The 23,541-nt window shown below is 70.0% G+C and carries 16 protein-coding genes and 3 rRNA genes; 7 read left to right on the top strand and 12 right to left on the bottom strand.

The genetic code is table 11. The features are described 5' to 3' along the window. Positions 1 to 36 precede the first annotated feature (36 nt). Positions 37 to 642, top strand: a complete 606-nt coding sequence (locus tag HNR25_RS15265) for an FHA domain-containing protein (RefSeq protein WP_184636086.1) — start codon at positions 37 to 39, stop codon at positions 640 to 642. Between the two features lie 108 nt (positions 643 to 750). On the opposite strand, the gene HNR25_RS15260 is transcribed toward HNR25_RS15265, so the two are convergent. From HNR25_RS15260 to purN, 3 genes are read right to left on the bottom strand one after another with little or no spacing between them, the layout of a single operon-like run. Further along, positions 751 to 1,602, bottom strand: a complete 852-nt coding sequence (locus tag HNR25_RS15260) for a bifunctional methylenetetrahydrofolate dehydrogenase/methenyltetrahydrofolate cyclohydrolase (RefSeq protein ID WP_184636084.1) — start codon at positions 1,600 to 1,602, stop codon at positions 751 to 753. A gap of 52 nt (positions 1,603 to 1,654) precedes the next feature. Continuing rightward, entirely contained in the window at positions 1,655 to 3,223 is a 1,569-nt protein-coding gene (gene purH / locus HNR25_RS15255; RefSeq protein WP_184636083.1) for a bifunctional phosphoribosylaminoimidazolecarboxamide formyltransferase/IMP cyclohydrolase, read from the bottom strand. Beyond that, positions 3,220 to 3,873 (bottom strand): phosphoribosylglycinamide formyltransferase, encoded by a 654-nt coding sequence (purN, locus tag HNR25_RS15250; protein ID WP_184639346.1) that lies wholly within the window; start codon positions 3,871 to 3,873, stop codon positions 3,220 to 3,222. Before purN ends, purH begins: the two co-directional genes overlap by 4 nt. 291 nt (positions 3,874 to 4,164) lie before the next feature. Between purN and HNR25_RS15245 the strand changes: the two genes are divergently transcribed. Then, positions 4,165 to 4,584: a DUF4190 domain-containing protein gene (locus HNR25_RS15245; protein ID WP_184636081.1), complete on the top strand. Its 420-nt coding sequence runs from the start codon at positions 4,165 to 4,167 to the stop codon at positions 4,582 to 4,584. A gap of 69 nt (positions 4,585 to 4,653) precedes the next feature. On the opposite strand, the gene HNR25_RS15240 is transcribed toward HNR25_RS15245, so the two are convergent. The 5 genes from HNR25_RS15240 to HNR25_RS15220 form a co-directional block, all read right to left on the bottom strand. Next, positions 4,654 to 6,177, bottom strand: coding sequence for a cell division protein PerM (locus HNR25_RS15240; RefSeq protein ID WP_246464374.1), 1,524 nt, complete (start codon positions 6,175 to 6,177; stop codon positions 4,654 to 4,656). Positions 6,178 to 6,657: 480 nt separating this feature from the next. Continuing rightward, positions 6,658 to 7,536 carry a succinate--CoA ligase subunit alpha gene (gene sucD, locus HNR25_RS15235; protein ID WP_184636079.1) on the bottom strand — a complete coding sequence of 293 codons (879 nt, stop codon included), beginning with the start codon at positions 7,534 to 7,536 and terminating at the stop codon, positions 6,658 to 6,660. An 18-nt stretch (positions 7,537 to 7,554) separates the two neighbouring features. Beyond that, the gene (gene sucC, locus HNR25_RS15230; RefSeq protein WP_184636077.1) at positions 7,555 to 8,736 is read right to left on the bottom strand and encodes an ADP-forming succinate--CoA ligase subunit beta; all 1,182 of its coding nucleotides are present in this window, start codon (positions 8,734 to 8,736) and stop codon (positions 7,555 to 7,557) included. A gap of 321 nt (positions 8,737 to 9,057) precedes the next feature. Beyond that, positions 9,058 to 9,831 carry a TSUP family transporter gene (locus HNR25_RS15225; RefSeq protein ID WP_184636075.1) on the bottom strand — a complete coding sequence of 258 codons (774 nt, stop codon included), beginning with the start codon at positions 9,829 to 9,831 and terminating at the stop codon, positions 9,058 to 9,060. A 263-nt stretch (positions 9,832 to 10,094) separates the two neighbouring features. Next, the gene (locus tag HNR25_RS15220; protein ID WP_184636073.1) at positions 10,095 to 10,520 is read right to left on the bottom strand and encodes a cobalamin B12-binding domain-containing protein; all 426 of its coding nucleotides are present in this window, start codon (positions 10,518 to 10,520) and stop codon (positions 10,095 to 10,097) included. Positions 10,521 to 10,657: 137 nt separating this feature from the next. On the opposite strand from HNR25_RS15220, the gene HNR25_RS15215 reads away from it, so the two are divergent. From HNR25_RS15215 to HNR25_RS15205, 3 genes are all read left to right on the top strand, one after another. Beyond that, positions 10,658 to 10,984 (top strand): hypothetical protein, encoded by a 327-nt coding sequence (locus HNR25_RS15215; RefSeq protein WP_184636072.1) that lies wholly within the window; start codon positions 10,658 to 10,660, stop codon positions 10,982 to 10,984. Between the two features lie 134 nt (positions 10,985 to 11,118). After that, complete coding sequence (locus HNR25_RS15210) at positions 11,119 to 12,825, top strand: AlkA N-terminal domain-containing protein (protein ID WP_221457591.1); 1,707 nt, start codon at positions 11,119 to 11,121, stop codon at positions 12,823 to 12,825. Positions 12,826 to 12,829: 4 nt separating this feature from the next. Continuing rightward, positions 12,830 to 13,306, top strand: coding sequence for a methylated-DNA--[protein]-cysteine S-methyltransferase (locus HNR25_RS15205; protein ID WP_184639733.1), 477 nt, complete (start codon positions 12,830 to 12,832; stop codon positions 13,304 to 13,306). Positions 13,307 to 13,519: 213 nt separating this feature from the next. Here HNR25_RS15205 and rrf read toward each other — a convergent pair. The 4 genes from rrf to pcrA form a co-directional block, all read right to left on the bottom strand. Continuing rightward, a 5S ribosomal RNA gene (gene rrf / locus HNR25_RS15200) occupies positions 13,520 to 13,637 on the bottom strand. A gap of 125 nt (positions 13,638 to 13,762) precedes the next feature. Next, positions 13,763 to 16,854 (bottom strand): 23S ribosomal RNA (locus HNR25_RS15195). Positions 16,855 to 17,150: 296 nt separating this feature from the next. Continuing rightward, a 16S ribosomal RNA gene (locus HNR25_RS15190) occupies positions 17,151 to 18,687 on the bottom strand. The 16S, 23S and 5S rRNA genes sit together here, the layout of an rRNA operon. Positions 18,688 to 19,282: 595 nt before the next feature. Beyond that, a complete protein-coding gene (pcrA, locus tag HNR25_RS15185; RefSeq protein ID WP_184636068.1) occupies positions 19,283 to 21,580 on the bottom strand; it encodes a DNA helicase PcrA in 2,298 nt (765 codons plus the stop codon). A 176-nt stretch (positions 21,581 to 21,756) separates the two neighbouring features. Here pcrA and HNR25_RS15180 point away from each other — a divergent pair, with 176 nt between their 5' ends. Together HNR25_RS15180 and HNR25_RS15175 are read left to right on the top strand one after the other, a co-directional pair. Then, on the top strand, positions 21,757 to 22,518 hold the full coding sequence (locus HNR25_RS15180) for a Pr6Pr family membrane protein (protein ID WP_184636066.1): 762 nt from the start codon (positions 21,757 to 21,759) through the stop codon (positions 22,516 to 22,518). 85 nt (positions 22,519 to 22,603) lie between these two features. After that, positions 22,604 to 23,536 carry a nucleoside hydrolase gene (locus tag HNR25_RS15175; protein ID WP_184636064.1) on the top strand — a complete coding sequence of 311 codons (933 nt, stop codon included), beginning with the start codon at positions 22,604 to 22,606 and terminating at the stop codon, positions 23,534 to 23,536. Positions 23,537 to 23,541 lie beyond the last annotated feature (5 nt).

Below are 23,541 nucleotides of genomic sequence, written 5' to 3'. Positions count from 1 at the left end.
CCTCATCGGCCGCGCCCCACACTGGGAGGAACAACCGTGGACGGGCCCTATATGCGGGTCGAGGAGAGCGGGGACGTACAGCCGTTGAATTCCGAGGTCACCACAGTCGGGCGCGGAGAAGGGGCCGATATTCGCCTCAGCGACGCGAGCGTGTCACGACTCCACGCCGAGCTGGTGCGCCGCGGCCCCTACGTCTACGTCGTCGACCTCGGCCTCTCCCGTAACGGCACCAGGGTCAACGGCCGCCCGATCGCGCGCAGGGTCCTCGACGAGGGCGACGTCGTCAGTTTCGGCAGCGCGCGATGCAAGATCGGCGGCCTGCCCCGGGAGGAACTCAACCCCGATGTCGAGGTGCGGCGGACGACCGCACCCGAACTCACCCGGAGGGAGCTCGACGTCCTCACGTCGCTCTGTCGCCCCGCTCTCTCCGACGAAGCCTTCGTCTCCCCTGCCACCGCCCGCGAGATCGCCGAGGACCTGGTCGTGACGGAGGCCGCTGTCAAACAGCACCTCCTCCGCCTCTACCAGAAGTTCCGGGTCCCCGAGGGGGCCAACCGCCGCACCCGCCTGGCCAACGAGGTCGTCGCACTCGGGCTCGTCCGCCCGATGCCCGCCCTCGACCACGAACGCAAGGCCAGCTGACAGCACGGGGCCGGCCGAACCGCAGCGGCGGCTCGCGATCCGTCCGGCCCCGGGAGCGCCCGCGCACCGCCGCAGCACCCGCCGCGGCGGCCGCGGGGCCGCATCCGCTCAGCCCGCCCGGCGCTCGGCGGCCTCCACCACGTTGACCAGCAGCATCGCGCGGGTCATCGGCCCCACACCGCCCGGGTTGGGCGACACGTACCCGGCCACCTCGCGCACATCCTCGGTCACGTCTCCGCGCAATCCGTCCTCGGTGCGCGTCACACCCACGTCCAGCACCGCCGCCCCCGGCTTGACCATCTCCCCGGTGATCAACCCGGGCACACCGGCCCCGGCCACCACGATGTCGGCGCTGCGCGTGTGCTCGGCCATGTCCCGCGTGCCGGTGTGGCACAGGGTCACTGTCGCGTTCTCACTCCGCCGGGTCAGCAGCAGCCCCAGCGGACGCCCCACCGTCACCCCGCGGCCGATCACCACGACCTCGGCTCCCTTCAGCGGCACGTCGTAGCGCCGGAGCAGCTCCACGATGCCGCGCGGCGTGCACGGCAGCGGCGCCTGCTCCATCAGCACCAGCTTGCCCAGGTTCACCGGCTGCAGGCCGTCGGCGTCCTTGTCCGGGTCGATCATGCCCAGCACCCGGTTCTCGTCCAGCCCGCGCGGCAGCGGCAGCTGCACGATGTAGCCGGTGCAGGCCGGGTCGGCGTTCAGGTCGGCCACCACGCCCTCGACCTGCTCCTGCGACGCCGTTTCGGGAAGGTCGCGGCGGATGCTCTCGATGCCGACCTCGGCGCAGTCGCGGTGCTTGCCCGCCACATAGGAGCGGCTGCCCGGGTCGTCGCCGACCAGCACCGTGCCCAGACCCGGCGCCATCCCCTTCGCCCGCAGCGCGACCATTCGGTCCACCAGTTCGGCGCGGATCGCCGCGGCCGTGGCCTTCCCGTCGAGAATCTCTGCGCTCATCTGCGTTCTTCGTCCCTTCCCTGGGATCGTCGGCCCGCGGAGGTCGTGCGGGTCAGTGGTAGAAGTGCCGCGTCCCGGTGGCGTACATGGTGACCCCGGCCTCCTCGGCCGCCGCCACCACGGCCTCGTCGCGCACCGACCCGCCCGGCTGGACGACCGCCCGCACACCGGCCTGCGTCAGCACCTCCAACCCGTCGGGGAAGGGGAAGAACGCGTCGCTGGCCGCGACCGAACCGCGCACCCGATCGCCCGCCCGCGCCACCGCGAGCTTGGCGGCGTCGACGCGGTTGACCTGGCCCATGCCCACCCCGACCGTCGCCCGGTCGGCGGCCAGCAGGATCGCGTTGGACTTGGCCGCGCGCGACGCCCGCCACGCGAAGGCCAGATCCGCGAACACCGCGTCGTCGGCCGCCGGGCCCGCCAGCAGCTGCCAGGAGCCGGGGCCGTCGCCGGGAGCGTCGACGAGATCGGCCGCCTGCAGCAGAGCGCCGCCGCTGATCCGGCGCTCCTCGGCGCGCGCCGCCCGGTCCGGAGGGGTGACCACCAGCAACCGGATGTTCTTCTTCCGGGTCAGGATCTCCACAGCACCCGATTCGTACTCCGGCGCCACCAGCACCTCGGTGAAGATCTCCGACACCTGCTCGGCCAGAGCCACGCTCACCGGCCGATTGGTGGCGATGACACCGCCGAACGCCGACGTCGGGTCGCAGGCGTGGGCCTTGCGGTGGGCCTCGGCGATGTCGGCGCCCACGGCGATCCCGCACGGGTTGGCGTGCTTGATGACCGCCGCGCAGGGTTCGGCGAAGTCGTAGGCGGCGCGCAGCGCGGCGTCGGAGTCCACGTAGTTGTTGTAGGACATCTCCTTGCCGTGCAGCTGTTCGGCCCCGGCGAGCCCGGGCCCGCTCGTGCCGTCGCCGCGGTACAGCGCCGCCCGCTGATGCGGGTTCTCGCCGTACCGCAGGGTCGCGGCACGGTTGCCGACCGAGGCGTAGAAGTCCGGCCAGCCGGTCTCGGCGGCGACGTCGTCGGGAGCGTAGGTGCCGGCGAACCAGCTGGCCACGGCCGCGTCGTAGGTCGCGGTGTGGGCGAACGCCTGCGCGGCCAGCCGCTTGCGCTGCTGCAGCCCGTAGCCGCCGCCCCGGGCCGCTTCGACGACCGCGTCATAGCGCGCCGGGTCGACCACCACCGCCACCGAGCTGTGGTTCTTCGCGGCGGCCCGGATCATGGCCGGGCCCCCGATGTCGATCTTCTCGATGCACTCGCCCAGCGACGCTCCGGCCGACACCGTCTCCTCGAACGGGTAGAGGTTGGCCACCAGCAGGTCGAACGCGCCGATGCCCAGCTCCTCCAGCGTGTCGCGGTGGGAGGCCTCGGCCCGGTCGGCCAGCAGGCCGGCGTGCACACGCGGATGCAGGGTCTTGACCCGCCCGCCGAGGATCTCGGGGAACCCGGTGACCTCCTCGACCGGGGTCACCGGAACGTCGACCTCGGCCAGGCGCGCGGCGGTGGACCCCGTCGACACGATCTCCACCCCGGCTTCGGCGAGCCCGTAGGCCAGCTCCTCCAGTCCGGTCTTGTCGTAGACGCTGATCAACGCGCGCCGAATGGGCTGCTGGCTCACCGGTTCTCCTCTGCGACGTATTCGGTTGACGGGGTCTGTCGGGTTCCGGACCCGCCCAGGCGGACCTGCCGCCCCTGGACGCTCCAGCCCTCGCGCGCCAGGCGGCCCACCACCTCCACGAGCATCCGCCGCTCGACGGACTTGATGCGCTCGTGCAGCGAGGCGGTGTCGTCGCGGGGGTCGACCCGCACCGCCACCTGGTCGATCACCGGGCCGGTGTCGACACCGGAGTCGGCGAAGTGCACGGTCGCCCCGGTGATCGCGACCCCGTAAGCGAGGGCGTCGCGCACGGCGTGCGCGCCGGGGAAGGCCGGCAGCAGGGCCGGGTGGATGTTGACCACCGTGTGGCGCTCCAGCACCTCGGCGCCGAGAATGCGCATGAACCCCGCGGAGACGACCAGGTCGGGCCGGTAGGCGTCGAGCCGCTCGATGAGCGCGGCGTTCCAGTCGCCGCGGTCGCCGTAGTCGGCGAACGGCACGGTGAACGCCTCGACCCCGGCCTGCCGGGCGAGGTCGAGCCCGCCCGCGCCGTAGCGGTCGGCACCCACCGCCACCACCGAGGCGCCGAATCCGGGATCGGCCGCGGCCTCCAGCAGGGCGGCCGCGTTGCTCCCCGCGCCTGAGATGAGTACGACAACGCGCGACGACAGAGTGCTTCCTCCTCATGGAAAACGGTGCGGGAACACACGCCGCACGGTCCCCCGCCGGGCCCCTGCCCGGCCTGCGGGTATGCGAGCGCACACCGACAGGCGCGCGCTCGGGGCCGCCGGCCGGCGGACGCGCGGGCTCCCCCGCCCGCGCTGCAAGCCTATCTCGGCAGGTAGCGTCTACTCCACGGGACCCCGACGGGGCACGCACGCGCCCGGCACGCGAATCCGGGCCGCCCCTCCCCTACCCGGTGTCGACCGACCGCCGCCAGGCGCCGTCCGCGAGGAGCCTTTGTGACCGACCAGCAGCCCCAGCCGTCCAACGACGGGCAGCAGCGCACCGTCGAACGAGGCGGGCTGTGGGGACTCTTCCTCTCCGCAGCCGGGCTGGTGCTGCCGCCCTACGGAATCGTGCTCTCGGCCCTGGGCATCTTCCAGGGCCGCCGGGCCCGCCGCTCCGCCCGCGACAAGAACTCCACGGCGCCCGGCGCCATGACGAGCATGGTCCTGGGGTGGGTCGGCGTGACCCTGTCCGGCCTCATGATCGCGGGATACGCGGTGTTCTGGGACCAGTACCAGGAGTACTCGGCGTGCTCGGCTCAGGCGCTCACCCACACCTCCCAGCAGCAGTGCGACGACACCCTCCTCGAAGCGATCTCCGAGCGCGTGGGCTTCCAGGTCGAGAACCTGCCGCCCATGGCCCGCACGCTCTGAAGCTCTCCGGCGTTCCGCCGCGGCCCCCGGGATCCCGGGCACCGTGAGCACTCCCGCACCCGGCGCGCCTCACTCCCGCCGCAGCGGCGGCCCGTCCGTCCTGCCGGCGCCCTCGGAGGCAGCACCGGGGTCCGGGGCAGCAGCGGTTTCCGGGCCCCCCGCCTCGTAGCTGATACCGAAGAAGTCCTCGTCCTCCTCGGCGGCGCGCCGGCGGCGCGGCAGCCGGGGCACGCGCGGCCGGGGCACGCGCGACAGAGCGGCGCGCACGCTGCGGCGCGCCGGCCCCTGTTCCCCGCCGTCCCGGCGCGGCGCACCGGCGCCCGCATCCGAGCCGCCGGGGGCGGCGGGCGCGTCGGCCGCGCGCCGCGGGCGCACACCTCCGCCCGCCGGGGCACGGCCGCCGCCGGGGGCCGCGGCCCGCTCGCCGGCCTCGGATGCGTGGAGCCGGTAGTAGCGCCAGTTGGCCACCCACGCGGTGATGGCCGCCGCCAACCCCACCTCCAGCGCCGTGATCAGCCCGACCTGCCAGGACGACGGCCCCACGGCGGCCAGCCGCTCGGCGCCCATCGGTCCGCCCGCCGCCGCCGACAGGGCCGCGCACGCCAGCCCCGTGGTCACGCCGCAGACGAAACCCCACAGCGGAGCCGCCTCGCTGACCACGGCGGGTGCGCTGCGCTGGGTCAGGACACCGCCCAGACCCCCGGCCGCGAACGGCACCGCCAGCGCCGCCAGCGACAGGACCGGCGCCGGCCCGTTGTCGGGCAGCGCCGCGAGCATCGGAAACGTGGGCAGGGCCCCCACCGACACGCCCGTCGGCGCCACGATCGTGCCCGCCCCCACCGAGAACCCGGGCCCCACCGCGTAGGCCATGCCGAACACGACGGCGTTGGGCGCATACAGCAACTGGATGAGCAGCAGTAGCACGCCGCCGACCAGCCCGGGTGCCAGATCGCGGGTGGTCGCCACGGCATCGCCCAGGTCGGCCGCGAGCGCGACGCCGAACAGCACGACGCCGGTGGCCAGCAGGGTTCCGGTGGAACTGAGCGTGCCCACCAGCAGCGAACGCGGCCGGTCGGGCATCAGCTCCAGCAGCCGCCGCTTGGCGATGCCTTTGTCGCGCAGCATCTGCACCAGCACACCCGCGCCGCCGGCGCCGAACGCCAGGCAGAACCCGGCGACGAGCGCCTGCAGCATGCTCGGACGCACCGCCTCGGTCTGGCCGATGAGCGCCAGCGTCCCCGCGATCGCCGCGTAGGGCCCGGCCACGGCCAGCGCCGCCCGGAACACGTGGCGCAGCCGCGGCAGGTCGCAGTTGCGCGCCAGCCGCCGGCCCGCCCGGTACAGCAGCAGCCCCGGAAGCACGACCAGGCCCAGCGGCAGCATGGCGACGTCGCCGCCGGGGATACCGAACCCGACGAGGTGGCCCACCAGCCACGCCTGCACGGCGGCGCGCAGCACCTCGCCGACGTCCTCGCCGAAGGCGCCGTGCGGTGCCGCCACCCATCCGGCGACGGTCAGGGTCATCAGCACGGCGAGCCCGAGACCGGCCGAGGACGCCGCCGCCAGACCGCCGGCGGTGTACAGCGGGCGCAGCTCGTCGCGGGAACGGGTCCCGCCGCGCGGGCCTTTGGAGCCGCGGCCGCCGCCGGAGCCGCCGCCTGTACCGGACGGCGCGCGGCGGGGGCGGTCGCCGCCGCTGCTGCGGGAAGGACGTGCGGGCGCGCTCACCCGCCCTATGCTGCCAGCCGCGCACCCGCCGGCGCCCCTCCGCGGCGGGCGTGTCGCCCGGCGCAGCACCGGGTCCGTGTGCTAGTTCGTGTGCCGGATCAGAGGCGGCCCCGCCGCCCCCGGGGCCGTGTGGAGCCGGCCGCCCGGGAATCCGGGCGACGGGGACGAGAGCACGCGGCGCGTGCCCGCCCGTGGCCCACCGCCGCCGGGCGCGGGCCGCATACGGCGCTACCGCGATACGACGACGGGCCGGGCCCGCCACCCGGTCACTGTGGCGGGCCCGGCCCGTCGGAGCGCGGCGCGCGGGACACGCCGCCGGACTCGCGGCGTGCGATCCCGCAGCCGTCAGAACAGCTCGCGGGCGAGGCGCGCGGTTTCGCTGGGCGTCTTGCCGACCTTGACGCCCGACGCCTCCAACGCCTCCTTCTTCGCCTGAGCCGTACCCTCCGACCCCGACACGATCGCCCCCGCATGGCCCATCGTCTTGCCCTCGGGCGCGGTGAACCCGGCCACATACCCCACCACGGGCGTGGACACGTGCTCACGCACGTACTCCGCCGCCCGCTCCTCGGCATCCCCGCCGATCTCACCGATCATCACGATCGCGTCGGTCTCCGGATCCGCCTCGAACGCCGCCAGCGCGTCGATATGCGTCGTCCCGATCACCGGATCCCCACCGATCCCCACCGCCGTGGAGAACCCGATATCCCGCAGCTCATACATCATCTGATACGTCAGCGTGCCCGACTTCGACACCAGACCGATCCGCCCCGGCCGCGTGATATCGGCCGGAATGATCCCCGCATTGGACGCCCCCGGCGAAATCAACCCCGGGCAGTTCGGCCCCACGATCCGCGTCCGGTTCCCCGCCGACCGCGCATGCGACCAGAACGCCGCCGTATCGTGCACCGGAATCCCCTCGGTGATCACCACCGCCAGACCGATCCCCGCATCGACCGCCTCGACCACCGCCGCCCGAGCGAACTTCGGCGGCACGAACACCACCGTCACATCCGCCCCGGTCGCCGCCATCCCCTCGGCCACCGACGCGAACACCGGCACCGCACTGCCGTCGATATCCACCGCCGAACCGGCCTTGCGCGGATTCACCCCGCCCACGACACGCGTACCCGACGCCAGCATCCGCCGCGTGTGCTTGGTGCCCTCCGAGCCCGTCATGCCCTGGACCAGCACCTTGCTGTCCTTGGTCAGGAAAACAGCCATCGTCCTTCTTCCCCGCCTCTACTTCGCGGCCAGCTCCGCGGCCTGGGCCGCAGCGCCGTCCATGGTCGGGGCCTGCACCACCGCGGGGTGCCCGGCCCGGGTCAGGATCTCGCGGCCCAGCTCGGCGTTGTTGCCGTCCAGGCGCACCACCAGCGGCTTGGACACGTCGTCGCCGCGCGCCGCCAGCATCTCCAGCGCCTGCACGATGCCGTTGGCCACCGCGTCACAGGCCGTGATCCCGCCGAAGACGTTGACGAACACGCTCCGCACGTCCGCATCGCCCAGGATGATCTCCAGCCCGTCGGCCATCACCTCGGCCGACGCGCCGCCGCCGATGTCCAGGAAATTCGCCGGCTGCACCCCGCCGTGGGCCTCCCCGGCATAGGACACGACGTCCAGCGTGGACATGACCAGCCCGGCACCGTTGCCGATGATGCCGACCCGACCGTCCAGCTTGACGTAATTCAACCCCTTCTCCTTGGCCTTGACCTCGAGGGGATCGCCTTCGGCTGCGAAGGCGAGGCTCTCCAGGTCCTGGCGGAAGCCGGCGTTCTCGTCCAGCGTGACCTTGCCGTCGAGTGCGACGACGCGTCCGTCTCCGGTGAGGATCATGGGGTTGACCTCGACCAGAGTGGCGTCGCGGCCGACGAACACGTCCCACAGCTTGGAGATGGCCTCGGCGGCGCCCTGTGCGGCCGCCTCGGGCAGCTTGCCCCTGCTGACGATCTCGGCGGCGACCTCGGCGGGCGCGCCCTTGATGGCGTCGATCGGCACCTGGGCGACGGCGTCGGGGTTGGTTTCGGCGACCTCCTCGATCTCGACGCCGCCTTCGGCGGAGCAGATCGACAGGAAGGTCCGGTTGGCGCGGTCCAGCAGGAAGGAGAAGTAGTACTCCTCCGCGATGTCGCTCGCTTCCTCGATCAGGACGCGGTGCACGGTGTGCCCCTTGATGTCCATCCCGAGGATCTGCTCGGCCTTGGCCTGCGCGTCGGCGGCGTCGTCGGCGACCTTCACGCCGCCGGCCTTGCCGCGACCGCCGGCCTTCACCTGCGCTTTGACGACGACACGGGACTTGCCCGCCGCCGCGAACTCATCGGCGATCGCACGCGCCTCTGCGGCCGTGCTCGCCACCTTTCCCTGGGGTACGGGGACCCCGTATTCCGCGAAGAGTTGCTTCGCCTGGTATTCGAACAGGTCCACGAGGGTCCGTCCTTGTTACTCGCTGGCTGCAGTGATGTGCGGTGGCCGGCGCCGGAACGCGGGAACCGCATAAGGCCCGCACCGCGTTGAAAAAGGGTTCGAGACGCCAACCGCAACATGCGGAAGCTTAGCCTTCCCAGCGCTTGACAGACGACACCGGGGCGCCGTTGACCAGTCAAACCGCGGGCGGCAGGAGACGGAATGCCCCGTTCACCCCCGGTCCGCCTGTGGTAGGAAGTGTGCGGATTCACACCGCGATCACAGCGGCGCCGGCCCGTGTAGGCGGCGCGCCCGTCCGCCGCGCATCCGTCGCGGCCCTGATCAGGAAAGCTGTTCCCAGCCCAGCCGCGCCAGCAGCAGCACCACGACGACGACCAGTACGGCCCGCACGAATCCCGAGCCGCGGCTCAGCGCCATGCGGGCGCCGATCTGTGCGCCGATGACGTTGCACACGGCCAGGCCCGAGCCCAGCAGCCACAACACGTCGCCGTTCCAGGCGAACACCGCGATCGCGCCCAGGTTGGTCGCGGTGTTGACCACCTTCGCCGTGGCCGAGGCGTGCACGAAGTCCAGCCCGACGACCGCGGTCAGCACCATGATCAGGAACGTCCCGGTGCCCGGTCCGATCAGGCCGTCGTAGAAGCCGACGCCGCCTCCGGCCAGCAGCACCGCCACGGCGATGCGCCGGCGGGTCAGCAGTGCGGGATCGGCCGCCGCACCCATCGCGGGGCGTGCCACGACCAGGACCAGCACCACCGCGAGGGCCACCATGACCGTCGGGCGCAGCGCGTCGGAGGAGACCGATCCGGCCAGCGCGGCACCGCCGCCGGCTCCCAGCAGCGCCAGCCCCGCGGTCGTCCACACGATCCGGGGATCGGGGCGGATCCGGCGGAAGTAGGTGACGGCGGCCGAGGCGGTGCCCATGATGGCGGAGAGTTTGTTGGTGCCGAGCAGGGGCGCCACCGCGGCGTTCGGGAACGCCACGAGCATCGCGGGCAGCATCACCAGACCGCCGCCGCCGACGACGGCGTCGATCCAGCCCGCGGCCAGTGCCGCCGCCAGGAGCAGAGCGACGACCTCGGGCCCGGCGTCCACGCCGCTACCGCCGCCGCTGCACCGCACAGGCGGCGCAGCGAACGGTCTGGCCGGCTACGGCCGAGACGGCCCGGTAGGGGGCCGGACGCCGGGCCCGTGAGGCCGGTCGGGCGGCGCAGTGCCGCGGCGGATGCGGTGCAGGGTGGGGCCGACCGGTCGGGCCGACAGGATGAATAGGCACGAAAACGGCATGCTACCGCCACGGCGCCGGCGCCGAACCGGCGGGAGGGCCGGTTCCCCGCGCGGCGGCGTCCGCCGCCCGCTCAGCCCCCGGCGCCGGTCGCGTGCAGCGGCCGGACGTTGTGCCGGACCCAGTCGCTGATCTCGGTGGTGGGGGTGCCGGGCGTGAAGACCTTGGCCACGCCCATCGCCTCCAGTTCCGGGATCTCGGCCTCGGGGACGATGCCGCCGCCGAACACGGTGATGTCGCGAGCGTCGTTCTCGGCCAGCAGTTCCACCACCCGGCTGAAGATCGTCATGTGGGCGCCGGAGAGCACCGACAGCCCGATCGCGTCGGCGTCCTCCTCCAGCGCGGCGTCGACGATCATCTCCGGAGTCTGCCGCAGGCCGGTGTAGACGACTTCGACACCGGCGTCCCGCAGCGCCCGGACCACCACCTTCACTCCGCGGTCGTGGCCGTCCAGTCCGGGTTTGGCGACGACGACCCGCACCGCCGATGATCCGCCCATATGCGTCCCTCCTGTGCGATCGCGCAGCACGTGCGACCGGCGGTGATCCGGCCGCCGCCCACCACGGGTGCAGCTGTCGACGAACGGTAACGTACGTCACGCCATTTCAACGCGCGAGGTCCGGGTAGCCCTCCGGCATGAGTGGCGACACGAGCGGAGACGACGACCGGGGCACGCTGGAGCGGCTGGAGACCCACGAACTGCGCGACCGCGCGGTGGCGGTGGCGCGGCACCGCTGGGACGTCTCCTTCTTCTGGCGCCTGCTGCGGCTCCTGCCCGCGGCCGAGGCCGCCGCCGGCAACCTGGAGGCGGGCGAGGCCGGCGCCGCTCAGGCGTCGGGCCTGTTCTACGACGCGCTGGGCGCCGACGAGGACCCGCGCGTCCAAGAGGAGCTGCGCCCGATCTTCATCGACTACCTGCGCAAGCACGGCGACACCCCCCGGCACGAAACCGGGCCGGCGTGAGCGGACCCGGTCCGGGCCGGCCCGGGTAGCCGGCACCGCGCCGGATCCGCCCGCGAGCACGGCCCGCACCCGGCACCGCGATGTCCGAAATCCGCTAGCGTGGAACCGGTGTGCGCACGAGGATGGGTGGCGTGATGGACGACGACCAGCGTTACCTGGCGGTTCGCAGCAAGGACACGCGCTTCGACGGCGTGTTCTACGTCGGCGTGACCAGCACCGGCATCTACTGCCGGCCGAGCTGCCCCGCCCTCACGCCCAAACAGGTGAACACCCGGTTCTTCCCGTCCGCGGCGGCCGCCCAGCGGGCGGGGTTCCGCGCCTGCAAACGGTGCCGGCCCGACGCGTCGCCGGGGTCGCCGGAATGGAACGTACGCGCCGACGTCGTGGGCCGCTCCATGCGGCTGATCTCCGACGGCGCCGTCGACCGGGACGGCGTCGCCGGGCTGGCCGACCGGGTCGGCTACAGCGAACGCCAGCTCAACCGGCTGCTGGTCGCCGAATTGGGCGCCGGGCCGTTGGCACTGGCCCGTGCCCAGCGCGCCCAGACCGCTCGGGTGCTCATCGAGACGACCGACCTGCCGATGAGCGACATCGCATTCGCCGCGGGGTTCTCCAGCATCCGGCAGTTCAACGACACCGTGCGCGACGTGTTCGCCCGGTCCCCGTCCGGGATGCGCCGGTTCGGTACCGGCCGCGCGGATCCCCGCAACTGCGGCGACCCGGCCGGCACGGGATCGGCGGAGACCGCCGGGCCCGGAACCGTCACGCTGCGCCTGCCGCTGCGTCCCCCGATCGACCTCGACCACCTGTTCGGCTTCCTCGCCACGCGTGCCGTTCCCGGTGTGGAAGAGGCCGCCGACGGCGGCTTCCGGCGGGTACTCGCACTGCCGCACGGCAGCGGGGTCGTCCACATCTCCCGCGGCGACACCGACGACCACGTCTGGTGCCGGCTCTGCCTGGACCTGCTGAAAGACCTGGGAACGGCAGTGCAGCGGTGCAGGAGACTACTCGATCTGGACACCGACCCGCACGCGGTCGCCGACGCGCTCGGCGCCGGCGGCGACCCGCTTGCCGGGATCGTCGCGCGGCGGCCGGGACTGCGGGCCCCGGGCAGCGCCGACCCCGCGGAGACGGCCGTCCGCGCCGTCGTCGGCCAGCAGATTTCGGTCGCTGCGGCCCGCACGGTGACCGGTCGGCTCGTCGAGCGCTTCGGCACACCGCTGGCGTTCCCGCTGGGCGGCCTCACCCGTACGTTCCCCGGCCCGGAGGTCCTGGCCGCCGCCTCCCCCGAGGATCTGCCGATGCCGACCGGGCGCGCGGCGGCGCTCATCGCCGTAAGCGCAGCGCTGGCGGCCGGCGACATCGATCTGGGCCCCGGCGCCGACCGCGACAGGGCCGCCGCGCGGCTGCGCGGGCTGCGGGGCATCGGTCCGTGGACGTCGGACTACATCCGCATGCGCGCGCTCGGCGACCCGGACGTGTTCCTGGGATCGGACCTGGGGGTGCGCACGTCGCTGGAGCGCCTCGGCCTGCCCGGCGACGCGCGTTCGGCCGGAAAGGCCGCACACGAACGGTGGCGGCCGTGGCGCTCCTATGCCACACACCACCTGTGGGCCGCCTCCCGGGACTCGCCTTCGGCGGTTCCCGACGGCACGCCCACGACCACCGCCGCCCCGGACGCCACGGGGCGGGCACTCGACGACGAGGACGAAAACGATGAACGCCGACCGGAACACGAGTCAGGACGCATTGCCACTGCGGTTGGAAACGGACGAGCCGTCGGCGGTGGGCGCCGCGCCGGCGCGGTTCACCGTCCCAGGCGACGGGACACGGCTGTATGACGTGGTGCCCTCACCGCTGGGTGAGCTGCTGCTCATCAGCGACGGAGCGGCGCTCACAGGGCTCTACATGAACCCGCACGAACAACTGCCGTCCGACGGACAGGGCGGCCGCGAGTGGCGGCGCGAGCCGGCGGCGCTGCGCGAGACCGCCGAGCAGTTGGCGGCGTACTTCGCGGGTGAGCTGCGAGAGTTCAGCCTGCCGCTGGCGCCGCGGGGCACGGAGTTCCAACGCACCGTGTGGCGTGCGCTGACGACCGTCCCGCACGGGCGCACCGCCACCTACGGCGGGATCGCCCGTTCGATCGGGCGTCCCAACGCTTCGCGTGCCGTGGGCATGGCCAACAACCGCAACCCGATCTCCATCGTGGTCCCCTGCCACCGGGTGATCGGCGCCGACGGCGCCATGGTGGGCTACGGGGGCGGGGTCTCGCGGAAGGAGAGCCTGCTCGGCCTGGAGAAGGGGGCGGCCCTCAAGGCCTGACGGTCCGGTGGGGTGTCGGACGTGGGAGCGCCACCTGCACACACCCACCACCGCCCCCCACCCCTGAACACCCGCCACCATGAGCACCCGCGACCCGGCCAGCCCGGGCTTGTGACACTACGCACCCGCACCGCAACCCCCAGTCACACCCCCGGACACAAAAAAAGAAGGAGACGAGCCGCCCGACGACGACCCGCCCCCTTCTACAAAGAAATGCGGCGGCAACCTACTCTCCCACCCCCACCATGGAGGCAGTACCATCGGCGCAAAGAGACTTAACGACCGGGTTCGGAATGAGACCGGGTGTGACCCTCCCACTATCACCACCGCAAAACCCACCACCCACACACCCGCCAACAACGGCAGACGCACAGGCGAAACCTGCGGAACCCCCACCGACCCCACACACCAGGCCAGCAGGAGAAAACATAGCATGCGCGAGCACCCAGCATCCACGGCGGACAAGCCCTCGGCCTATTAGTACCGGTCAGCTCCACCCCTCACAAGGCTTCCACACCCGGCCTATCAACCCAGTCATCACCTGGCGGCCTTACCCCCACCACAGGGCAGGAGACCTCATCTCGAAGCAAGCTTCCCACTTAGATGCTTTCAGCGGTTATCTCTCCCGAACGTAGCCAACCAGCCATGCCCCTGGCGGAACAACTGGCACACCAGCGGTTCGTCCGTCCCGGTCCTCTCGTACTAGGGACAGCCCTTCACAAGTCTCCAACGCGCGCAGCGGATAGGGACCGAACTGTCTCACGACGTTCTAAACCCAGCTCGCGTGCCGCTTTAATGGGCGAACAGCCCAACCCTTGGGACCAACTCCAGCCCCAGGATGCGACGAGCCGACATCGAGGTGCCAAACCATCCCGTCGATACGGACTCTTGGGGAAGATCAGCCTGTTATCCCCGGGGTACCTTTTAGCCGTTGAGCGACGCCGCTTCCACACGCCGGCGCCGGATCACTAGTCCCTGCTTTCGCACCTGCTCGACACGTCCGTCTCACAGTCAAGCTCCCTTGTGCACTTACACTCACCACCTGATTGCCAACCAGGCCGAGGGAACCTTTGGGCGCCTCCGTTACCCTTTAGGAGGCAACCGCCCCAGTTAAACTACCCACCAGACACTGTCCCCAGACCGGATCACGGCCCGAGGTTAGATGCCCGAAACAGCCAGAGTGGTATTTCACCAACGCCTCCACCACCACTGGCGTGGCGGCTTCACCGGCTCCCACCTATCCTACACAAACCATCCCAAACACCAATGTCAAGCTATAGTGAAGGTCCCGGGGTCTTTCCGTCCTGCTGCGCGAAACGAGCATCTTTACTCGTACTGCAATTTCACCGGGCCCGCGGTTGAGACAGCGGGAAAGTCGTTACGCCATTCGTGCAGGTCGGAACTTACCCGACAAGGAATTTCGCTACCTTAGGATGGTTATAGTTACCACCGCCGTTTACTGGCGCTTAGATTCCCAGCCTCACGCACAAGCGCTAACCGGTCCTCTTAACGTTCCAGCACCGGGCAGGCGTCAGTCCGTATACAGCGTCTTACGACTTCGCACGGACCTGTGTTTTTAATAAACAGTCGCTTTCCCCTGGTATCTGCGACCCCGCCCCGCTCACAGGGAAAACCTGATCACCGGACAGGGCTCCCCTTCTCCCAAAGTTACGGGGACAATTTGCCGAGTTCCTTAACCACGGATCACCCGAACGCCTCGGTATACTCTACCTGACCACCTGCGTCGGTTTCGGGTACTGGCCGCACACGCACTCGCTAGAGGCTTTTCTCGACAGCACGGGATCACTCACTTCGCCGAAACGGCTCGGCATCACGCCTCACCCCTGTAACAGGGCAGGGATTTACCACCACCCCGGGCTACACGCTTACCCCCGGACAACCACCGCCGGGTAGAGCTACCCCACTGCGTCACCCCATCACTTGCCTACACACCCCTCGGGTCCCAGGCACACCACCACCCCCGCACCCGAAGGCACGAAGACGGGCATGCATGGTCAGCATCAGGGCTATCGACACGGGCGCACGCGCACGGGTACGGGAATATCAACCCGTCATCCATCGACTACGCCTGTCGGCCTCGCCTTAGGTCCAGACTCACCCTGGGCGGATCAACCTGCCCCAGGAACCCTTAGTCAATCGGCGCCGGAGTTTCCCACTCCGGTATCGCTACTCATGCCTGCATTCTCACTCGCACGCCCTCCACCACACGGTCACCCGGCGGCTTCACCGAACGCACGACGCTCCCCTACCAACCGACACCAACGTGCCGGCCCCACGGCTTCGGCGGCGCACTTCAGCCCCGCTACATTATCGGCGCAGAATCACTTGACCAGTGAGCTATTACGCACTCTTTCAAGGATGGCTGCTTCTAAGCCAACCTCCTGGTTGTCTCAGCAACTCCACAACCTTTCCCACTTAGCGCACCCTTAGGGGCCTTAGCCGGAGGTCTGGGCTGTTTCCCTCTCGACCACGGAGCTTATCCCCCGCAGTCTCACTGCCGCGCTCACTCCACCGGCATTCGGAGTTTATCTGACCTCAGTAACCTGGTCGGGCCCATCGGCCAAACAGTAGCTCTACCTCCGGGGAGCACCACACGACGCTGCACCTAAATGCATTTCGGGGAGAACCAGCTATCACGGAGTTTGATTGGCCTTTCACCCCTACCCACAGCTCATCCCCCAGGTTTTCAACCCTGGTGGGTTCGGGCCTCCACGAAGTCTTACCTCCGCTTCACCCTGGCCATGGGTAGATCACTCCGCTTCGGGTCCACAGCATGCGACTCCACCGCCCTGTTCAGACTCGCTTTCGCTACGGCTACCCCACACGGGTTAACCTCGCCACACACCATGACTCGCAGGCTCATTCTTCAAAAGGCACGCCATCACCCCGCACTCAAGCGAAGCTCTGACGGCTTGACAGCACACGGTTTCAGGTACTATTTCACAACCCCTCACCGGGGCACTTTTCACCTTTCCCTCACGGTACTCGTCCACTATCGGTCACCAGGACGTATTCAGGCTTGACAGGTGGTCCTGCCGGATTCACACGGAATTCCTCGAGCTCCGCGCTACTCGGGGCCACGCCCACCACGATGCCATGCGCCTTCGCCTACAGGACTCTCACCCGCTCCGGCGCCGCTTCCCAACGGCTTCGGCTGACACACACCACCACGGACCGGATCGGCAGACCCGGAACAGACATACCCCACAACCCCGCACACGCAACGACTGCCGCCTATCCCACGCGCACGGTTTAGCCATCATCCCCGTTCGCTCACCACTACTGAGGGAATCACTGTTGTCTTCTCTTCCTGCGGGTACTGAGATGTTTCACTTCCCCGCGTCACCACCGACCGCCCTATACATTCAGACGGCGGCAACCCGACACAACTCGGGCTGGGTTCCCCCATTCGGACACCCACGGATCAACGCCCGGTTGACGGCTCCCCGTGGACTATCGCGGCCTCCCACGTCCTTCATCGGCGCCTGGTGCCAAGGCATCCACCGTATGCCACTCTTGCTTGGCCACCGCAGATACAAGATGCTCGCGCACACTATCCACAAATCAAACCGCACACCACGAGCCCGACCACAACCCCACAGGGGTCTTCGTCGGGGTGGCACCGGGACGACGACCCACAGGCCGCCCCCTCAGACACCCAACAGCGCGTGCATCCTCCGCAACCACTCCCGGCACCGGCGCACCGGCCACCCGGCGCCCCCTACAAGGGCGCCCGAGCACCGCGCACACCCGGAACCGGGTCCACTTCCGAGCCGGCCGGCCCACGACGAAAAACAACGGGCCGACAGCAACGACTCCTTAGAAAGGAGGTGATCCAGCCGCACCTTCCGGTACGGCTACCTTGTTACGACTTCGTCCCAATCGCCAGCCCCACCTTCACGCACTCCCTCCCCGCAGGGTTAGGCCGCACGTTTCGGGTGTTGCCGACTTTCATGACGTGACGGGCGGTGTGTACAAGGCCCGGGAACGTATTCACCGCGGCGTTGCTGATCCGCGATTACTAGCGACTCCACCTTCATGGGGTCGAGTTGCAGACCCCAATCCGAACTGAGACCGGCTTTTAGGGATTCGCTCCGCCTCACGGCATCGCACGCCCACTGTACCGGCCATTGTAGCATGTTTGCAGCCCAAGACATAAGGGGCATGATGACTTGACGTCATCCCCACCTTCCTCCGAGTTGACCCCGGCAGTCTCCCATGAGTCCCCACCATCACGTGCTGGCAACATGGAACAAGGGTTGCGCTCGTTGCGGGACTTAACCCAACATCTCACGACACGAGCTGACGACAGCCATGCACCACCTGTGCCGGAACGCCCGAAGGCACCCCCCGTCTCCGGAGGATTTCCCGGCATGTCAAACCTTGGTAAGGTTCTTCGCGTTGCGTCGAATTAAGCAACATGCTCCGCCGCTTGTGCGGGCCCCCGTCAATTCCTTTGAGTTTTAGCCTTGCGGCCGTACTCCCCAGGCGGGGCGCTTAATGCGTTAGCTACGGCACGGAAACCGTGGAAAGTCCCCACACCTAGCGCCCAACGTTTACAGCGTGGACTACCAGGGTATCTAATCCTGTTCGCTCCCCACGCTTTCGCTCCTCAGCGTCAGGTAAGGCCCAGAGACCCGCCTTCGCCACCGGTGTTCCTCCTGATATCTGCGCATTTCACCGCTACACCAGGAATTCCAGTCTCCCCTGCCTACCTCTAGCATGCCCGTATCCACTGCCAAACCGGAGTTAAGCCCCGGACTTACACAGCAGACGCGACACGCCGCCTACGAGCTCTTTACGCCCAATAATTCCGGACAACGCTCGGACCCTACGTATTACCGCGGCTGCTGGCACGTAGTTGGCCGGTCCTTATTCTCCACCTACCGTCAACCCGCACAGAAGCACGGGCCTGCGTCGGTGGTAAAAGAGGTTTACAACCCGAAGGCCGTCATCCCCCACGCGGCGTCGCTGCGTCAGGCTTCCGCCCATTGCGCAATATTCCCCACTGCTGCCTCCCGTAGGAGTCTGGGCCGTGTCTCAGTCCCAGTGTGGCCGGTCGCCCTCTCAGGCCGGCTACCCGTAATCGCCTTGGTAGGCCTTCACCCCACCAACAAGCTGATAGGCCGCGAGCCCCTCCCTGATCGGAGAAAAACCTTTCCACGCCCCGCCATGCGACGGAACGTCCTATCCGGTATTAGACCGGGTTTCCCCGGCTTATCCCGGAGTCAGGGGCAGGTTGCTCACGTGTTACTCACCCGTTCGCCGCTCGTGTACCCCGAAGGGCCTTACCGCTCGACTTGCATGTGTTAAGCACGCCGCCAGCGTTCGTCCTGAGCCAGGATCAAACTCTCCATTAAAGGTCTGAACCCCGACACGACCCGGTAAAAACCCCGCGCAGCACGCGGAGCCAACCCGGGCCCATCAAAGGAACCCCGGAACCGAACCGCCCGAAGGCGCCGGTTCCACGGGGCCAAAACAAACTTGGCACAAAGAAAAACACGCGCTGTTGAGTTCTCAAGGAACGACCGCTCATCCGGTACAAGCCCCGACCCGCCGTCCGGCGGATCCGCCCGAGCTCTTCCCAAGAGACGGAATCTCCCGGCGGGAATCCGCAGAACACCGTTCCGCGCTTCCCGCTTCTATATTTTAACCGCAGTGCGCGGCTTCGTTTCCGAACTCTAGCAAGAATTCCGATTCGATGCGAACTCTGCGATTCCGCTCCGCCGCGTCTTCCCTTTCGGGCCGCGCTTCTGCCGAGCTGTTCTCCACTCTACCGGCTGTCACGAGTGCTCGTGACGGTCCCGATCGAATCGAGTGGAGGAACCGACCCGCCCGCCGATGCGACTCGGCGTCCGTTGCGTCGGTGTTTCCATCCTACAGACCTTCGAGCGGTGCCCGGACCACGCAGCGGGCGCCGCCGCCCCCTCACACGGCCGGGAACCCGGCACACGCTCACAGTTTCTCGATCGGAGCGAACTTCACCAGGAAGTCCTTCTCACCGATGTCGGCACCGAAGTCGATGCGGGCTTTGGTCTTGTCCCCCGTCCCGTCGACGAGCAGCACCTCACCCATACCGAACTGGTCGTGGTTGACCTTCTCCCCCGGACTGAGCGAGGGAGCGTCGCTCTTGGCCGTGCGCGGCGGGGCCGGCGAGGCCCCCCGGCCCCGCGGCTGTGCCGCCGACGACGATTCGGAGCGGCGCCACTCGACCAGATCCGCCGGCACCTCGTCGAGGAACCGGGAAGGCGGGTTGAACGAGGGGGAACCCCATGCGCTGCGCACCGCCGCCCGCGTCAGGTGGAGCCGCTCCCGGGCCCGGGTGATCCCCACGTAGGCCAGCCGGCGCTCCTCCTCCAGCTCGGCCTTTTCGCCGAGTGTGCGCATGTGCGGGAACACTCCGTCCTCCATACCGGTCAGGAACACGACCGGGAACTCCAACCCCTTGGCCGCGTGCAGCGTCATCAGGGTGACGACGCCGCCGGAGTCGCCGGCGTCGGGGATCTGGTCGGTGTCGGCCACCAGCGCCACCTGCTCCAGGAAGTCCACGAGCGTCGGCTCGGGCGGAGCCGCGTCGGCGGGCGCCCCGTCGCCGGGCTCCCCCGGCTCGTCCCCGCCCGGCTGCTCCTCGTAGCGCGACCCGGTGAAGTTGCTCTCGAACTCCCGGGCGACCTCGACGAACTCCTCCAGGTTCTCCGCCCGGCTCTCGTCCTGCAGGTCCTTGGACTCGGCGAGCTCGGAGAGGTATCCGGTGCGCTGCAGCACCGCCTCGACCACCTCCGAGGGCGAACGCTCCGCGGCGATGCCCTCCAGCTCCTCCAAGAGCGCGACGAACTCCCGCACGGCATTGAGCGAGCGTTTGGCCATCCCGTCGATCTCGCCTGCACGCCGCAGCGCACGCGCGAACGAGGTCCGCTCCCGCGCCGCGAACAGCTCGACGGTCTCCTCCGCGCGATCGCCGATGCCCCGCTTGGGGACGTTGAGGATGCGCCGCAGGCTGACGGTGTCCTCGGGGTTCGCCAGCACCCGCAGGTAGGCCAGGATGTCGCGGATCTCCTTGCGCTCGTAGAAGCGCACGCCGCCGACGATCTTGTAGGGCAGCCCGGTACGGATGAACACGTCTTCGTAGACGCGGGACTGGGCGTTGGTGCGGTAGAACACCGCGACCTCGCCGGGCGTGCACACGCCCTCGTCGGTCAGCCTGTCGATCTCCTGCACGACGAACGCCGCTTCGTCGTGCTCGTTGTCGGCCACATAGCCCGTGATCGCGGGTCCCACCCGCTGTTCGGACCACAGGTTCTTGGCCGGGCGGTCGGGGTTGCGCCGGATCACGGCGTTGGCCGCAGTGAGGATGTTCTGCGTCGAGCGGTAGTTCTGCTCCAGCAGGACGGTGCGGGCCTGCGGATAGTCGCGCTCGAACTCCAGGATGTTGCGGATGGTGGCGCCGCGGAACGCGTAGATCGACTGGTCGGCGTCGCCCACCACGCACAGCTCGGAGGCGGGCACCGCGGCGTCGGGGGCGTCTTCGCCCACCAGTCGCCGCACCAGCTCGTACTGCGCGTGGTTGGTGTCCTGGTACTCGTCGACCAGAACGTGGCGGAACCGCCGCCGGTAGTACTCGGCGACGTCGGGGAACATCTGCAGGAGGTTGACCGCGACCATGATCAGGTCGTCGAAGTCCATCGCCCCGGCCTCGTGCAGGCGCTGCTGGTACAGCGCATAGGCCTCGGCGAGCTTCTTCTCCTGCTCGCTCTGCGCCTGCTCGGCGAAGGCGTCCTGGTCGATCAGCTCGTTCTTGAGGTTGGAGACCTGCGACGAGAAGGATTTCGGCGGGAAGCGCTTGGGGTCGAGATCCAGCTCCTTGCACACCAGTTGCATCAGCCGCCGGGAGTCGGCGGCGTCGTAGATGGTGAACCCGCTGGGGTAGCCCAGCCGTCCGGCCTCGCGGCGCAGGATGCGCACGCACGCGGAGTGGAACGTCATCACCCACATGGCGCTCGCGACCCGGCCGCCCAGCAGCGCCTCGATGCGCTCCTTCATCTCGGCGGCCGCCTTGTTGGTGAAGGTGATCGCGAGGACCTCGCTCGGGCGCACACCGCGCTCGGCGAGGAGGTAGGCGATGCGGTGCGTGAGAACCCGGGTCTTGCCGGAGCCGGCACCGGCGACGATCAGCAGCGGACCGCCGGCGTGGGTGACGGCTTCGCGCTGCGGGGCGTTCAGGCCTTCGAGGAGCTGCTCTTGGGAGGACGACACGCCCTCCAGGTTACGGGGGGCGGGGTGCGGGAGTATCCGCTTTCCGTGCGCCCCCGGGGCACCCGTCCCGGGCCCACGCGCGCCCGGGACCGGCTTCCGGCAGTGGTCGCAGACCACGTTCCGCGATCCGGGGATGCCGGCGCGGTAGCGTCGGGCGTCGGAAAGGAGGCGCGCCGATGCCGGTGGCCGTGGGGCTCTACCGGGCCGCCGTCGCGGCGGCGGCCGTGAGCGGAATCGCCATGGAGGTGGCGCGCGCGGAGGCGCTGCGCCCGTTCATCTACTTCACGATCCAGAGCAACACCCTGCTGGCGGTGTGCTTCGCGTTCGCCGCATGGGCGGCGTGGCGCGGCCGCCCCGGTCCTCCGGGCGGCCTCAAAGGCGCGATCACGCTCTACATTCTGATCACCGGGCTGGTCTTCAACTTCGTGCTGTCCGACGGGCCGACACTGGTCCCTCCGGCCGGCGCGGGCGAGCTGGTCGGCGAGCCGTGGTGGGTCGTGGACTCCAGCGACCTGCTGCACACCGTGGCGCCGGTCCTGGCGGCCGCCGACTTCGTGCTGTTCGACCGCCACCGCCGGATGCGCTGGTTCTACGCGGCCGCGTGGCTGCTGTACCCGCTGGCCTACGCGGTGTTCACCACGGTGCGCGGTGCCCTGTTCCCGATGGCGGGCTATCCCTACTTCTTCCTCGACGTGTCCCTGCTGGGCTACGGCGGGCTGATCCGCAGCCTGCTGGGCTACGGCGCCGCGTTCCTGGTGCTGGGGCTGGCCCTGGTGGCGGCCGACCGGCTGCTCGGGGCACCCGCGCCGGAGCGGGTGCTGCGGCGGGTGCGCGGCGAGCGCTCGGCGGCCGCGCCCGCAGCGGAGGAGGCCGGACCGGGAGCGCCCGCAGCGGAGGCGGCCGGACCGCGGGCGGCACCGCCCGGTGGAGTTGTCTAGGGTTGTGCCCGCAATGCCGGATCCGGTGCGAACGCGCGCGAACCAGGCCGGGACGGCGCAATCCGCGGCACGAGGGGTTTCACGGGTGCGAATCTACGTCGACTGCGATCCGGGGATCGACGACGCGCTGGCGCTCGCCTATCTGACGGCGTCGCCCGACGCCGATCTGGTCGGCGTCGGCTCGGTGTTCGGCAACAACTACGTTCCGGCGACCACCGCGAATGCGCTGCGGCTGATGGAGCTCTACGGACGCCCGGAGGTTCCCGTGGCGCGCGGCGCGGGCCGCGCACTGGCCCAGCCGGCGCGCGCGGCTATGGATGTGCACGGCGAGAACGGGCTGGGCGGGGTCGAACTGCCCGAGCCGGGGGCCGCGCCGACGGAGTACTCGGCGGCCGAAACGCTGGTCCGCAGCGCCCGGTCGGCCCCCGGGGAGATCGACGTGCTCGCGCTCGGCCCGCTGACCAACCTGGCGCTGGCGCTGAGCATCGAGCCGCGGCTGCCCGAACTGCTGGGGCGCGTGGTGATCATGGGCGGGGCCGTGCGCCGTCCCGGCAACACCACCCCCTGGGCCGAAGCCAACGTGGCGGCCGACCCCGAAGCCGCCGAGGCGGTGCTGGGCGCCGGTTTCGCCACCACGCTGGTCGCGTTGGACGTCACGATGCGCACCGTCGCCACGGGCGCGTGGCTGGACGCCCTGGAGCGGATCGAGGGCCCGCGTGCGCAGACCACGGCGGCGTTCCTGCGCTTCTACACCGACTGGTACTCGCGGGTGTTCGGCACCCGCCAATGCGCGATGCACGACCCGCTGGCGGCTGCCGTGCTGCTGGACCCCGGCCTGGTGGTCGACGCCGACGAGGTTCCGGTACGCGTGGAGCTGCAGGGCGCGCACACGCGCGGGCAGACCGTCGCCGATCTGCGCCCCAACCGCGACCCGGGCGACCAACGCCCGGCGGTGACCCTGGTGGGCGACGTGGACGGCGACACGTTCTTCACGCGCATGACCGACGCGCTGCGCTGACCGGG

The sequence above is a fragment of the Streptomonospora salina genome (assembly GCF_014204715.1).
GTDB classification, from domain to species: Bacteria; Actinomycetota; Actinomycetes; order Streptosporangiales; family Streptosporangiaceae; genus Streptomonospora; species Streptomonospora salina.
The sequence above is the reverse complement of the archived record's forward strand: the minus strand, read 5'-3'. Positions and strand labels throughout refer to the sequence as shown.